The following is a 12,632-nucleotide window of genomic DNA, read 5'->3' as shown; positions in this document are numbered from 1 at the left end:
GGGGAAACTCTGTTCATGGCGCTCCGGTGGTTCGATGACAGGTCAGGGGGCCGATCTGCGCCATTTCGGCGATGTGCGGGTCGATGTCGAAACGGGCGCGGCACTGGCCAGCCTCGGGAGTCCGTACGTCCAGCTCGTTGTGCGCGGCGAGGTTCTCGAAGTAGGCCACGCCGTCCCAGCCGACCTGGCTTCTCCCGGTGCCGCCGACCAGCGTGGCCACCGCGCCCTGGGGCAGGAACGCGCCACTCTCGTCGACCAGCACGACGCTGGCGGAGAACTGCTGGCGCAGTGCGAAGGCGAGCAACGCGCCACTGCCCTGGCCCACCGCGATGAATTGCTGGGTTTCGCCGGCGACCACGTTGCTCGGCAGGTTCAGCAGATCCACCTCGTACTGGCCGCGGTAGTACGACGGCACCCAGGGCACCAACAGATGGCCGTTGCGGTCGGTCTCGCCGATCAACTGGTGCTCGAAGGTCACCGGCACGCCCGGGTAGCCGTCGGTGCTGACCAGCACGAAGGCATCGTCGACCCGGTTGGTGGCGAACAGGCCGCCGTCCATCGCCACCAGCGATCCGCTGGCGTCGCCCCAGTGGGTCATCTCGCCGGCATCGCTGTAGGCACCGCCCTGCAGCTGCACACTCTGGTTGCGCCAGGTGAAGTCGGCCTGGGTGTATTCGCTGTCGCCGCTGCCGTAGCTGAGGTTCATCCCCACGCCGCCTTCGCTGGGTGCGTTGCGGCTGTAGTTGACCCGCTGCGAATAGCGCCCGCTGCGGCTGCGGTCGGTGCTGGCGCTGAGGGTCGAGAGCATGTCGAAGGGCACCACCACCTGCGCCTGGGCGGCGTAGCCGTCCTCGTCCAGCACGCGATTGAGCGATAGGTAGAAGCTGATGTTCTTCCACAGCGTGCGCGACCAGGACAGGTTGATCAGCCGGGTGCTGTTGCCGTCCTGCGCCAGGTTGGCGAAGTAGCCGATGCCGACCGAGCCAAGCCCCGACGGGCTGAAGGTCAGGGTCACCTGGTCGCTGCGCTTGAGCAGGAAGTTGTCCAGCGGACGCGCGTCCAGCGCCTCGACCACGCTCAGGTCGGCGAAGCCGCGGGTGCGTTCGATACGCTGCGCCGAGACGCCGAACAGGCGCGAGAAATAGCTGTAGCCGAGGCTGTACTGCTGGCCGCTGTCGGTGTAGTGGCTCTGGCTGACCGAGGAAGTGACGCTGCCGAAGGTGCCGACCGAGAAGGTGCTGCCGATGCCGGTCAGCTGGAAGCCGCTGGCGGCTTCCGCGTGGCTTTCCAGGGTGATCCGGTCGTTGAGGCCGTAGCGGAAGGTGCCGCTGCCGGCATAGCGACCGTAGGAGAAGTTCTCCAGCCCGTAGTTCTGCCGCAGCCGGCCGAGGGACAGCGAATAGTCCGTCAGGCCCTTTTGCAGCAGGGTGTTGGTGACGTAGAACGGCACCGTGGTCGCCACCTGGCGTCCCAGCGCGTCGGTGGTCACCACGGTGGCTTGCCCGGCGCCGCTGATCACCGGCGCACTGTTGAAGGTGAACGGCCCCGGCTTGAGGGTCTCGCTGCTGACCCGGGTATTGTCGATGAACAGGTCGACAGTGCTCGGCACCGAAGCGTCGCCGGAGAAGCGCGGCATCGGATAGGTGATCAGGTCCGGGCGCAGGGCGAAGTTGCGCGACAGCTGTACGCCGCCCAGGCGCACCGCGCTGTTCCAGGTCAGCGCGCCGCTGACCACGTCGCCCGCGGCATAGCTGAGCAGGCGTTGCTGATCGTTGAAGCGCCAGTAGCTGTCGTAGCGGTAGTAGCCATCGAGATCGCCGACACCGCCGAAGCTGCGCCGATAGACGCCGCTGTTGGAGAACACGCCCTTTTCGCCGAACACGCGCTGCTCGGTGAAGGCGCTGGCCAGCGCATTGCCGCCGTCGGTGTTGCTGTAATAGACGTCGTAGTTGAACAGCGCGCCAAGCGAGGTGACGGCCTCGATCCGGTCGCCGCCATTGGCCACACCGATCTGCTGGCGCGGCAGCCATTCGACCGGGACGTCCAGCCTGAGCTGCTGCATTTCCTGCTCGTAGGTGCTGCGCACGCCGGCGAGGCTGTCCAGCGCGACGGGGTCAGCGCCCTCGGCATCGAGCTTGAGGCCGGCGGCGATCAGGTCACGCCGCGCCACGAGGTAGTGCTCCCCGACGGCCTGCACCTCGATGATCTGCCCGGTCGGCAGCTCGTTGAGCACCAGTTCGAGGAACAGCTGCATCGGCTCCTCGTCGGCCGACGCAGGCGTGCCGGCCATGCACAGGCACAGCAGCAGCGATCGACGACACGCCCGCAAAACACTCCATATCAGCCCCCGCACGCTGGCCCCAACCCGCTACCGAGCACCGATGGTCTGCGGATCGCTGCGCTCGTTCACCCGTGCCTCGAGGGTGAACGCGCCGGACTGCACAGCCTCCGGCATCAGCCAGCGCATGTCGGCGCCGGGCAGCACGTAACCGAGCAGCCCCTCGGCAACCGGCACGGCCTTGCCGCCCTGGACCAGGCGAACCTCGGACAGCCGCGCGTGAACGCTGCCGGCGTTGTGCAGGCGCAACCAGCGGCGGCCACCTTCGCTCTCCACGCGATAGCTCAGGGCCACGGCGGCCGCCTTGTCATCGGCGATGGCGGCGCCGTCCTTTGGCGCGGCCAGGCCGGCGCCGTAGACGAACAGGGGCACCGAGTAACGCATCTGGAACTGCACGCCGGCCTTGTCGCCCTGGGAGCCGCCTTCCGGGATCAGCTCGTCCACCAGCACGCGGTAGGCCTGCTCGACGCCCGGCGGCGCGGGCTGCCGGCGAATGAGCCGGATCAACTGACGCTTGCCCGGCTCGACGCTGATGATCGGCGGACTCGCGACGACGCCCTGCTGCGCGCCGAGCTGGTCAGCGAAACCCTGCTGCTTCCAGTCGAGTACGCGCGTCTGCAGCTTCACCGGCGCGTCGCCCCGGTTTTCCAACCACAGCGCGACACCGCTGCCCTCGCCCTCGATGACCGGGTTGATCGGCCAGATCAGCACCGAGGTGGCGGCCTGCGCGCTGCCCAGCAGACCGGCGAAACCCAGCACGCCGAGCAGGCGGCGGAAGATACGGAGATGGCGGGAGGAACGGGCATCAGGCATAGGAAGGTTCGTTCTCAGTAGGTGACAGTCACGGTCACGACGTCGGAATAGAGACCGGCCGAAGGTAACGGGCTGCTGGCGAACAGACGTGCGTACACCGGCAGGGACAGCGTGCCGCCGGCGGGAAAGGTCATGCTCAACGGCGTCCCGCTGTTCTGGTCGCCCCACACCGTGGCGTACGAGGCGTCCTGATATAACTGATAGCGTAGTCGCTCACCGCCTTTAGCCATGTAGCGCGCACCCGAGGCCGCATTCGCGCCGCTGTTCAGCGAGATGGTCAGCGCGGTGCCGGGCGTGCATTGCAGCTGGATCGAGCCACCGCTGACGGTGCTCGCCACCTTGACGTCGGCGCTCAGGCTGGCCAGCTGGCCGAAGTCGATGCGGCCGAAACTGGTGGCGTCGGTGCTGCCGCCACCGAGCACGCAGCCGGCCTGCACCGAGGCGCTGAGCTGAAAGCTGGCGGTCAGGGTCAGCTCGTTGCTGCCGGTATCGGCCGATGCCGCGCCCGGCATTCCCGCCAGGACCGCCGGCAGGCACGCCAGGCACAGGCGCGCACGAAATCCAGGCCGCCTTTTCACCAGCTGATCGTCACGGTCAGGGTGTCGGTGTACACGCCGGCCAGCGGCACAGCCTGCGCCGGGACGCGCCCGTACACCGGCAGCCACTGGTCCTCGCCGTTGCCGGTGCGGCTGACGCCGGTGCTGTCGTTCCACACGGTGGTGAAGGCGGCGTCGGTGTAGAGGTTGTAGCCAAGGGTCTTAGCACCGGGGCCGGTCATCCTGCGATTGGCCACCGAGCCGGAACCGCCGGCGCTGATCAGCACGCGGTACGGGGTGTTGTTCAGGCAATTGACGCGCAATGCGCCGGAACCGGCCTGGCCGACCATGCTGACCGCCGAGTCCAGGGTCAGGTAGGTGCCGAAATTGAAGGTACCGAAGGAGACCGTTCCCGAGACGCTGCTTCCTGCCGTGCAGGCGGGCAGCAGGGTGGCCTGAACGCCGAGGGTGGCGGTCTTGCTGGCGGCGTGGCTCGCGTAGGAGCCGCCGAGCAGCACCGCGAAGAGCGCGGCGCGCAGCAAGAAGTGCCAGGCCAAGGTCGAGTGCTCCGCAGGCAGACGTGGAATTACCAGGCGACCGTGACTTGTACGGTGTCCAGGTAGGTGCCCGGCGACGGGGTGGTCTGCGCCGGAACGCGACCGTAGACGACCAGCTCGCTGTTGTTGCCGGTGCCGACGCCGGCCAGCGTGGTGCCGCCGTTGCTGCCGTTGCCCCAGGCCTGGCTACGGCTGGTGTCCTGGTAAAGGTCGTAGTTCACGAACTCGCCGTTGTGCTGCATACGGCGCTGGTTGCCGCTGGCGTTCTGGCCGGAGTCGAGGGCGACGCTGTAGGCGGTGCCCTGGCTGCACTTGACGCCGAAGGAGCTGCCGCCGCCCGAGCCGACCGAGCGCCCGTTGACGATGTTGGCGAGGTCGGCGTAGCTGCCGAAGGTCAGGTTGCCGAAAGCGTTGTTGGAACCGTCGTTGGTGCCGTTGGTGACGGTGCAACCGCTACCGACGGTGATCTGCACGTTCATCTGGCCTTGCAGGGAGCCTGCGGCGAGGGCGGAACCGGCAGAGAGGGAGGCGATTACGAGGGCGGCGCCGGCGATGATTTTCTTGGACAGCATCTTCATTCTCCTTGGCGTACCTGGAGAGAGGTAGGTTCACGAGGCGCTGCCCATCAGCTGCGATGCACTTCGTTGTGTCGGTACGCTTGGGGTGAATTTTATTGACGCCGGTCAATCGCCGAAATTGGGTAAACCCCTACGAGCCCCCTAAGGCCGCGCCCTAAGGGTCCTAAGGTGGCGCTTTGCCAGCCTTCTGCTCAGGCGTTCGCCAGGGCCTTTTCCAGGCGTCTGGCGCGGGCCTTGGCGGCCAGATCGAGCAACCCCGCGTCCCGCTGCCAGAGGGCGGACCACTGGGAGGGCCCCGCCGCGAAGGCCGCATCGAGTTCGCCGCGCAGGGCATCCATCTGCGCGAAAAGCCCGGCGAGCAGGAGGTGCGTCGCCGAAGCGCGCGCGCACAACCGTCCGACTTCGGCGCAACCGGCGAGCAGTGCCAGCAAACGCAGGCGCAACGCCTGCGGCCAGTCGCATTCCATGCCGACGCCGTAGACCCAGGCCAGCACCGCACTCAGCACATGGATGTCCTCGAGGGTGCGGAACGGCTTCGTGTAGTCGTCCCAGCCATCGCCGGCCAGACGTTGGCACTGCGCGCCCTGCAGGTGCAGCCGGCCATGGGCGATGTCGGGCATCAGCGGCAGCGCCGACAGTTTTTCCACGCGCACGCCGGGTGCGCCGTTGCGCACCACGCACAGTGCCAGTCGCGGGGACGCGCCCGGCGCTTCGTCGCGCGCGGCGACCAGCAGCCAGTCGGCGGCGTCGGCGGCAGTGACGAAATCCTTGCGCCCGTCCAGCAGCAAACCGTCCAGGCGCGTCCGCATGTCCGCCGGCCGGGTGCTGCGCTGCTCGGTCACGCACAGCGCGCCGAGGCTGGCCGGCGCCGATGGCCAGAGCACGCGAAGCGCAGCCTGGTAGCCACCGAGAAACGCCAGCCCGGGCGTCGCCGCCAGGCGTCCGGCGAGCATCGCCAGCTCCATCGGCGAGCCTTCGCCCGCCCGCTGCAGCAAGGCGTCGTACCAGTCGTCCAGGGCCAGGTCGGCGGGCAGCCGATCGAGCGAACCAAGCAGGGGCTGCCAGGGCATAGCGATGTCCTCGGTGGGCGTCATGCAAGTGTCACCGAACGGTCATCCGGTCGACACCACGGGTACCTAGCCTGAGCTTGCCCAACATTACCGACCGGCCGCAACCCGCTGCCTCCGGAGGCTTGCCATGACGCAACTCGCCCTTGACCGCGAAACCCGCCACGTCCGTCGCCCGCAAGCCGAACGCCTGGTCGGCCGGCGAGCGCTGCAGGAGGCGCAGTCGCTGCGCTTTCGCGTATTCAGCGCCGAATTCGACGCGCAACTGGACGGCGCCGACGCCGGCCTGGACAGCGACGAGTTCGACCGGCACTGCAGCCACATCGGCGTGCGCGACCTGCAAAGCGGCGAGCTGGTCGCCACCACCCGGCTGCTCGACCACCGTGCCGCCGCCCGCCTGGGGCGCTTCTACAGCGAGAAGGAATTCAAGCTGCACGGCCTGGACGGCCTGCAAGGTCCGCTGCTGGAAATCGGCCGCACCTGTGTCGATCCGCGCTACCGCAACGGCGGCACCATCGCCGTGCTCTGGAGCGAGTTGGCCGAAGTGCTGAACGAAGGTGACTACCGCTACCTGATGGGCTGCGCGAGCATCTCCCTGCGCGACGGCGGCATCCAGGCCCAGGCGGTGATGCAGCGCTTGCGCGAACGCCATCTGAGCACCGAACACCTGCGCGCCGAGCCGACCAACCCGCTGCCGCGGCTGGAGCTGCCGGACAACCTGATCGTCGAGATGCCGCCGCTGCTCAAGGCCTACATGCGCCTGGGTGCCAAGGTCTGCGGTGAACCCTGCTGGGACCCGGACTTCCAGAGCGCCGACGTTTTCGTCCTGCTCAAGCGCGACGAGCTGTGCCCGCGCTACGCCCGTCACTTCAAGGCGGCCGTCTGATGCGGGTCGCCCTGCGCTTCGCCCGGCTGTTCGCCGTGCTGGCCCTCGGCGCGGCGCTCGGCGGGCTGGTGGCCCTGCTCTGCGCCCTTACCCGACGCGAGTTGCTGCCGCTGCGCCAGCGTCTGACACGGCGGTTCCTTGCCCACCTGGGGCGCGCGCTGCCGTTTCGCCTGCGCATCGAGGGCGCGCCGCCGCGCCAGCCGATGCTGTGGGTCAGCAACCACGTTTCCTGGGCCGACATCCCGCTGATCGGCGGGTTGGCACCGCTGTCCTTCCTGTCCAAGTCCGACGTGCGCCACTGGCCGCTCGCCGGCTGGCTGGCGCAGCAGGCCGGCACCCTGTTCATTCGTCGTGGAGCCGGCGACAGCGGCGCGCTGAGCCAGTCGATGGCACACCGGCTGCGGCGGGGCTTGCCGGTGCTGGTCTTCCCCGAGGGCACCAGCAGCGACGGCGCCAGCGTGCGGCACTTCCACGGGCGCATGCTCGGCGCCGCCATCGAGGCTCAACGGCCGCTGCAACCGCTGGCGATCAGCTACCTGCGCGACGGCGAGCGCGATCCGCTGGCGCCCTTCGTCGGCGACGACGAGCTGGTGAGGCACCTGCGTCGCCTGTTCGCCGGCGAGATCGCCGAGGTGCGCATCCAGTTCCTCGAACCCATCGCCAGCCTGGGCCGCACTCGCTCGCAACTGGCCGACCAGGCGCGCGCCTGCATTGAACGCGCGCTCTACGGGGAAACCGAGGCTGCCCGGGCCGCCTGAGCCGGCGCCAGCAAAAAGCCCCTGGACGATCACTCGGCCAGGGGCTTTTCATTCATGGGCGCTTAGCTGCGCGGCGGCACGCAGAGGATGTCACAGTCGAGCCCGCGCAGAAGCTCCACCGCGACGCTGCCGTGCATGTGGTTGTCCGAGGTTTCCCGCCCGGGCGTGCCGATCGCCAGCAGCTGCGGCTGAACCTCCAGCGGCAGGCGGCCGACGATCGCCAGCGGTTCCTCCCCGGCCACCAGCAGCTGGTAGTCGTCGAACTCGACATGCTGGCCGCGGAAGAACTGGCGCAACGCCAGGCGCGCCTGCGCCTCGGCGCCATCGCCCGGCACGAAGGCATGCAGCACCATCGGATGCAGCGCCTCCAGCAGCCCCAGTGCGCGCGTCGTGCGCAACACGTCCGCCGAGCGCGGCGACAGGTCGAGTGCCAACAGCAGCCGTTCGTAGGGCGCATTCGCGCTGCCGACCCGCAGTACCGGGATCGGGCTACTGCGAATCACCCGCTCGCTGGTACTACCGAGGAACAGCTGCCGCAGTGCCAGGCGACGGTGCGTGCCCACCAGCAACACCTCGGCGGACAACCCGCGGGCGACCTCGATGATGGTTTCCTCGACATTGCCGCTGGCGACCATCACGCGCGGCCACTGGCCGGCGACGTCGGCCAGTTTCTCCGCCTTGGCCAGCAGCAGGTCGTTGACCTGGCTGACCACCCGTTCGACCAGCACCGACGGCACGTCGTCGTCGACCACATGCAGAATCGTCCATTCGCAGCCGAAGCGGCCCGCCAGCTGCGCGGCGCGCAGCAGCGCACGGTCCGAGCGGCTGGATAGGTCCGTTGCCACCACCAATCTGTCCATGTGTTTCCTCTGTGCCTGCCTGGGTCGAGCGGCTTATTCGACCCGAGTGCCCGCGCGGGGCCGTTGATACAGGTCAGCGAAGAAAGTCGCGCTGCGGCGGGCAGGATTCAGGCGGAGGTTTGCCGCACGAAGCCGAGCAGTTCGGGGTAGAACTGCCGGAAATCGTCGCTCAACGGCTCGTACAGGTCGCTCAGCAGCGGCAGCGTGCCGGCCAGCAACTCGGGACGCGACAGGCGCCGGCTCATGCCCTGGATCACCTGGCCGAGCACGGCGAACTCGCGGTAGCTGCCGAGCCAGTCCTGCGCGGCCATGCGCGGGGCGACATAAGCCAGGCGCTCGGGCAACGCCGGTTCCCCGGCGAGCACCCGATAGACGTGCGCGGTGAAGGCATCCAGAGGCTGCTCCGCGTAATCCGGCCAGTCACGCGCCAGGCAGTGGTCGAAGAACAGGTCGAGCAGCACGCCGGCGATGCGCCGGTGTTGCAGCGGGAAGCGCTGCTTGGCCTGGCGTACCAGCGGATGACTGTCGGTGTAGGCGTCGATGCGCCGATGCAGGCGGATCGCCGCTTCGACGGGTTCGGGGAAGCGCCCTTCCAGCGGCCCTTTGACGAAGTCGCCGTAGAGACTGCCGAGAAGCTGCGCCGGCTGCTCGCCGCCCAGGTGAAGATGTGCGAGGTAGTTCATCGAATCAGTGTGCGGTGCGCGCCGCCGGCTGCCATGTCCGGGAACGACATATTTGCATATCGCGAAATACCGATATATAGTTCGCTCCATCGCGATATACCGTTTTACCGGAACACCGGAGAACCTCCATGCCCCTCGACCTCGACGACATCATCAAAGCGCTGGCTCACCCGGTACGCCGGGAAATCCTGCACTGGCTGAAGGACCCGCACGCGCATTTCACCGAGCAGGACCATCCGTTCGAGATGGGCGTCTGTGCCGGCAAGATCGACGCGCGCGCCGGGCTGTCGCAATCGACGATTTCCGCGCACCTGGCGACCTTGCAGCGCGCCGGCCTGATCAGCAGCAAGAAGATCGGCCAGTGGAGTTTCTTCAGCCGCAACGATGCGGTGATTCGCGAATTCCTCCAGCAGTTGAGCGACGAGCTTTGAACAGCTGCTAGCAGGACTTGGTCCTGCCCTGGCCCTTTGGCCACTGCCACCACTGAATTACATCAGGAGCCGGCGCATGCCTACTTCGCTTCTCGTACTCGCTTTGTCCGCGTTTGCCATCGGCACCACCGAATTCGTCATCATGGGCCTGCTGCCCGAGGTGGCTGCCGACCTGCGCGTCTCCATCCCCGGTGCTGGCTGGCTGGTCACCGGCTACGCCCTGGGTGTCGCCATCGGCGCGCCCTTCATGGCCATGGCCACGGCGCGCCTGCCGCGCAAGGGCGCCCTGCTGGTGCTGATGAGCTTCTTCATCGCCGGCAATCTGTTCTGTGCGCTGGCCGCCAACTACGACCTGCTGATGCTAGCCAGGGTGGTCACCGCGCTCTGCCACGGCGCCTTCTTCGGCATCGGTTCGGTGGTCGCCGCCAGCCTGGTGCCGGCCAACCGCCGCGCCTCCGCGGTGGCGCTGATGTTCACCGGTCTGACACTGGCCAACGTGCTCGGCGTGCCGCTGGGCACCGCGCTCGGCCAGTCCGCCGGCTGGCGTTCGACCTTCTGGGCGGTGACACTGATCGGCGTTGTGGCCCTGATCGGCCTGTGGAAAGTGCTGCCGAACAGACACGACGAGGAAAAGACCGACCTGCGCGCCGAGCTGCGCGCCCTCAGCGGCGCCGGTGTGTGGCTGGCGCTGAGCACCACGGTGCTGTTCGCCGCCTCGATGTTCGCCCTGTTCACCTACGTCGCGCCGCTGCTCGGCGAAGTCACCGGCGTGTCGCCGCGCGGGGTGACCTGGACGCTGCTGCTGATCGGCCTGGGTCTCACCGTCGGTAACGTGATCGGCGGGCGCCTGGCCGACTGGCGCCTGCGCACCACGATGCTCGGCGTGTTCGCCGCGATGGCGCTGGTGTCCACCGCGCTGAGCTGGACCAGCCAGGCCCTGGTGCCGACCGAAATCACCCTGTTCCTCTGGGCCGCCGCCTCCTTCGCCGCCGTTCCGGCGTTGCAGGTCAACGTGGTCGCCTTCGGCCAGGGCGCACCGAACCTGGTTTCCACCCTGAACATCGGCGCCTTCAACGTCGGCAACGCGCTGGGCGCCTGGGTCGGCGGACTGGTCATCGACCAGGGCCTCGGCCTGACCCGCGTCCCCCTGGCCGCCGCCGTACTCGCCGTGCTGGCGCTGATCGCCACGCTGATCACCTTCAGCGCCGGCAAAGCCCGTTTCATGCCTGTAACCGAATGACCAACGCAACCGGAGTAACGAACATGCCTACGCTTTTCGATCCCATCAAAGTCGGCGACCTCGAGTTGCCCAACCGCATCATCATGGCGCCGCTGACCCGCTGCCGCGCCGACGCCGGGCGCGTGCCCAACGCGCTGATGGCCGAGTACTACGTGCAGCGCGCCTCGGCCGGGCTGATCATCAGCGAGGCCACCTCGGTGACGCCGATGGGCGTCGGTTACCCCGACACCCCCGGCATCTGGTCCGAGGAACAGGTCGCCGGCTGGAGCAACATCACCCAGGCCGTGCACGCCAACGGCGGACGCATCGTCCTGCAGCTGTGGCACGTCGGGCGGATTTCTGACCCGCTGTACCTCGACGGTGAACTGCCGGTGGCGCCGAGCGCGCTGAAACCGGCCGGCCACGTCAGCCTGGTACGCCCGATGAAAGAGTTCGTCACCCCGCGCGCGCTGGAAACGGCGGAGATCGCAGGCATCGTCGAGGCCTATCGCAAGGGTGCCGAGAACGCCAAGCGCGCCGGTTTCGACGGCGTGGAAATCCACGGCGCCAACGGCTATCTGCTCGACCAGTTCCTGCAGGACTCGACCAACCAGCGCGACGACCAGTACGGCGGCTCGCTGGAAAACCGCGCCCGCCTGATGCTGGAAGTCACCGACGCGGTCCTCGGCGTCTGGGCACCGGGGCGCGTCGGCATGCACCTGGCGCCGCGCGCCGATTCCCACGACATGGGCGACTCGAACCGCGCCGAGACCTTCGGCTACGTGGCCCGTGAGCTGGGCAAGCGCGGCATCGCCTTCATCTGCGCCCGCGAGAAGGAAGCCGACGACAGCCTCGGCCCGCAACTCAAGCAGCAGTTCGGCGGCGTGTACATCGCCAACGAACGCTTCACCAAGGAGCAGGCCAACGCCTGGCTGGAAAGCGGCAAGGCCGACGCGGTCGCCTTCGGCGTTCCCTTCATCGCCAACCCGGACCTGCCGGCGCGCCTGGAGGCCGATGCGCCGTTGAACACGCCGCACCCGGAAACCTTCTACGGCCAGGGCCCGGTCGGCTACATCGACTACCCGCGCCTGTGAGGCATCAGCCGCAATGAAAAAGCCCCGCAATCGCGGGGCTTTTTTTGTTCGGCGCAGAGTGGGGAAGCTGATCGTAGGGTGGGCTTCAGCCCACCGCCCCCACCAAAAAGCATCCGGCGGTGGGCTGAAGCCCACCCTACCCTCTCCCCTCAGCGGGCGTTGAGTTGCTGCTGCAGGTTCTGCACCTGGCTCTGCAGCGTGCTGATGTTGCGGGTCATCTGCGCGCGGAAGGCGTCGAACTCGGCGGTTGCGGGGCCGCCCTGCGCTTGCGCCGGACGGTTGTCCAGCTCGCTGCGCAGTACCAGCAGGTCCTGTTGCAGGCTGTCGATGGCCTGGCTCGGGTTCTGCTTCTTCAGCGTCTGCACATCGGCGGAAAGGCTCTTGAGCTGCGGCTCGAGCTGTTCGACCTGGGTCGACACGCTCTTCACCTGACTGGTCAGCTTGCCCAGGTCGCCCTGGCTGCCCTTCAGCGTTTCGACGTCGCCGGCGAGGCTTTTCAGGCGACCGTCCGCGGCACTCTGCAGGGCCGCCAGGTCCTTGCTCAACTGGTCGGCGCGCTGGTCCTGGCTGGTCTGCTGGGTGACCAGCGTCTGCTGCTGTTTGCCGATATCGGCGAGCTTGGTCTGCAACTGTTTCACCTGCAGCTTGAGCGCCTCGCTGCCGCTGGTGACGTTGGACTCGGTGGCCACCACCTTGCCGGTGATGTCCTGGATGCGCCCGGCGGCTTCCTCGCTGATCCGCGCGAAGCTTTCCTGGGTCGCCACCAGTTGCTGCTCCATCAGCGAGATCTGCTGGTAGCTCCACCAGCCCAG

The 12,632-nt window shown here is 68.0% G+C and carries 14 protein-coding genes; 5 read left to right on the top strand and 9 right to left on the bottom strand.

Going from position 1 to position 12,632, the window contains the following annotated elements:
- Positions 1-13: 13 nt before the first annotated feature.
- The 6 genes from B3E91_RS05985 to B3E91_RS05960 form a co-directional block, all read right to left on the bottom strand.
- Positions 14-2,254: a fimbria/pilus outer membrane usher protein gene (locus B3E91_RS05985; protein ID WP_287028706.1), complete on the bottom strand. Its 2,241-nt coding sequence runs from the start codon at positions 2,252-2,254 to the stop codon at positions 14-16.
- A gap of 114 nt (positions 2,255-2,368) precedes the next feature.
- Positions 2,369-3,151 (bottom strand): fimbrial biogenesis chaperone, encoded by a 783-nt coding sequence (locus B3E91_RS05980; protein ID WP_287028705.1) that lies wholly within the window; start codon positions 3,149-3,151, stop codon positions 2,369-2,371.
- Between the two features lie 14 nt (positions 3,152-3,165).
- Entirely contained in the window at positions 3,166-3,729 is a 564-nt protein-coding gene (locus tag B3E91_RS05975) for a Csu type fimbrial protein (RefSeq protein ID WP_287028704.1), read from the bottom strand.
- Positions 3,726-4,226: a Csu type fimbrial protein gene (locus tag B3E91_RS05970; protein ID WP_422662667.1), complete on the bottom strand. Its 501-nt coding sequence runs from the start codon at positions 4,224-4,226 to the stop codon at positions 3,726-3,728. The genes B3E91_RS05975 and B3E91_RS05970 overlap by 4 nt, the downstream gene beginning before the upstream one ends.
- Before the next feature lie 47 nt (positions 4,227-4,273).
- Entirely contained in the window at positions 4,274-4,816 is a 543-nt protein-coding gene (locus tag B3E91_RS05965; RefSeq protein WP_273231471.1) for a Csu type fimbrial protein, read from the bottom strand.
- A 197-nt stretch (positions 4,817-5,013) separates the two neighbouring features.
- Complete coding sequence (locus B3E91_RS05960; RefSeq protein WP_287028702.1) at positions 5,014-5,892, bottom strand: acyl-CoA dehydrogenase family protein; 879 nt, start codon at positions 5,890-5,892, stop codon at positions 5,014-5,016.
- A gap of 127 nt (positions 5,893-6,019) precedes the next feature.
- On the opposite strand from B3E91_RS05960, the gene olsB reads away from it, so the two are divergent.
- Both olsB and B3E91_RS05950 read left to right on the top strand, forming a co-directional pair.
- Positions 6,020-6,775: an L-ornithine N(alpha)-acyltransferase gene (gene olsB / locus B3E91_RS05955; protein ID WP_287028701.1), complete on the top strand. Its 756-nt coding sequence runs from the start codon at positions 6,020-6,022 to the stop codon at positions 6,773-6,775.
- Positions 6,775-7,533: a lysophospholipid acyltransferase family protein gene (locus B3E91_RS05950; RefSeq protein WP_287028700.1), complete on the top strand. Its 759-nt coding sequence runs from the start codon at positions 6,775-6,777 to the stop codon at positions 7,531-7,533. Before olsB ends, B3E91_RS05950 begins: the two co-directional genes overlap by 1 nt.
- A 62-nt stretch (positions 7,534-7,595) precedes the next feature.
- Here B3E91_RS05950 and B3E91_RS05945 read toward each other — a convergent pair whose 3' ends face one another.
- Together B3E91_RS05945 and B3E91_RS05940 are read right to left on the bottom strand one after the other, a co-directional pair.
- On the bottom strand, positions 7,596-8,393 hold the full coding sequence (locus tag B3E91_RS05945; RefSeq protein ID WP_287028699.1) for a universal stress protein: 798 nt from the start codon (positions 8,391-8,393) through the stop codon (positions 7,596-7,598).
- 107 nt (positions 8,394-8,500) lie between these two features.
- Complete coding sequence (locus tag B3E91_RS05940) at positions 8,501-9,076, bottom strand: ACP phosphodiesterase (protein ID WP_273231457.1); 576 nt, start codon at positions 9,074-9,076, stop codon at positions 8,501-8,503.
- A gap of 128 nt (positions 9,077-9,204) precedes the next feature.
- Here B3E91_RS05940 and B3E91_RS05935 point away from each other — a divergent pair, with 128 nt between their 5' ends.
- The 3 genes from B3E91_RS05935 to B3E91_RS05925 all read left to right on the top strand — a co-directional run bounded on the left by B3E91_RS05935 (position 9,205) and on the right by B3E91_RS05925 (position 11,820).
- Positions 9,205-9,507, top strand: a complete 303-nt coding sequence (locus B3E91_RS05935) for an ArsR/SmtB family transcription factor (protein ID WP_273231455.1) — start codon at positions 9,205-9,207, stop codon at positions 9,505-9,507.
- 76 nt (positions 9,508-9,583) lie between these two features.
- A complete protein-coding gene (locus B3E91_RS05930; protein WP_273231451.1) occupies positions 9,584-10,747 on the top strand; it encodes an MFS transporter in 1,164 nt (387 codons plus the stop codon).
- A 23-nt stretch (positions 10,748-10,770) separates the two neighbouring features.
- Positions 10,771-11,820 (top strand): alkene reductase, encoded by a 1,050-nt coding sequence (locus tag B3E91_RS05925; protein ID WP_286785579.1) that lies wholly within the window; start codon positions 10,771-10,773, stop codon positions 11,818-11,820.
- 149 nt (positions 11,821-11,969) lie between these two features.
- Here B3E91_RS05925 and B3E91_RS05920 read toward each other — a convergent pair.
- The coding region (locus tag B3E91_RS05920; protein ID WP_287028698.1) for an ATPase at positions 11,970-12,632 on the bottom strand (663 nt) is incomplete at its 5' end.

It is taken from the genome of Pseudomonas sp. UBA6310 (assembly GCF_002438225.1).
GTDB lineage: Bacteria > Pseudomonadota > Gammaproteobacteria > Pseudomonadales > Pseudomonadaceae > Pseudomonas_O > Pseudomonas_O kuykendallii.
Note: the sequence above shows the minus strand (reverse complement) of the source record. Positions and strands in the feature narration are given on the sequence as shown.

Excerpts from the sequence above, each read along its gene's own strand:
- B3E91_RS05945 (WP_287028699.1), bottom strand. The coding sequence starts at position 8,393 with ATGGACAGATTGGTGGTGGCAACGGACCTATCCAGCCGCTCGGACCGT.
- olsB (WP_287028701.1), top strand. The coding sequence starts at position 6,020 with ATGACGCAACTCGCCCTTGACCGCGAAACCCGCCACGTCCGTCGCCCG.
- B3E91_RS05940 (WP_273231457.1), bottom strand. The coding sequence starts at position 9,076 with ATGAACTACCTCGCACATCTTCACCTGGGCGGCGAGCAGCCGGCGCAG.
- B3E91_RS05985 (WP_287028706.1), bottom strand. The coding sequence starts at position 2,254 with ATGCAGCTGTTCCTCGAACTGGTGCTCAACGAGCTGCCGACCGGGCAG.
- B3E91_RS05935 (WP_273231455.1), top strand. The coding sequence starts at position 9,205 with ATGCCCCTCGACCTCGACGACATCATCAAAGCGCTGGCTCACCCGGTA.
- B3E91_RS05930 (WP_273231451.1), top strand. The coding sequence starts at position 9,584 with ATGCCTACTTCGCTTCTCGTACTCGCTTTGTCCGCGTTTGCCATCGGC.
- B3E91_RS05960 (WP_287028702.1), bottom strand. The coding sequence starts at position 5,892 with ATGCCCTGGCAGCCCCTGCTTGGTTCGCTCGATCGGCTGCCCGCCGAC.
- B3E91_RS05950 (WP_287028700.1), top strand. The coding sequence starts at position 6,775 with ATGCGGGTCGCCCTGCGCTTCGCCCGGCTGTTCGCCGTGCTGGCCCTC.
- B3E91_RS05980 (WP_287028705.1), bottom strand. The coding sequence starts at position 3,151 with ATGCCTGATGCCCGTTCCTCCCGCCATCTCCGTATCTTCCGCCGCCTG.
- B3E91_RS05925 (WP_286785579.1), top strand. The coding sequence starts at position 10,771 with ATGCCTACGCTTTTCGATCCCATCAAAGTCGGCGACCTCGAGTTGCCC.
- B3E91_RS05965 (WP_273231471.1), bottom strand. The coding sequence starts at position 4,816 with ATGCTGTCCAAGAAAATCATCGCCGGCGCCGCCCTCGTAATCGCCTCC.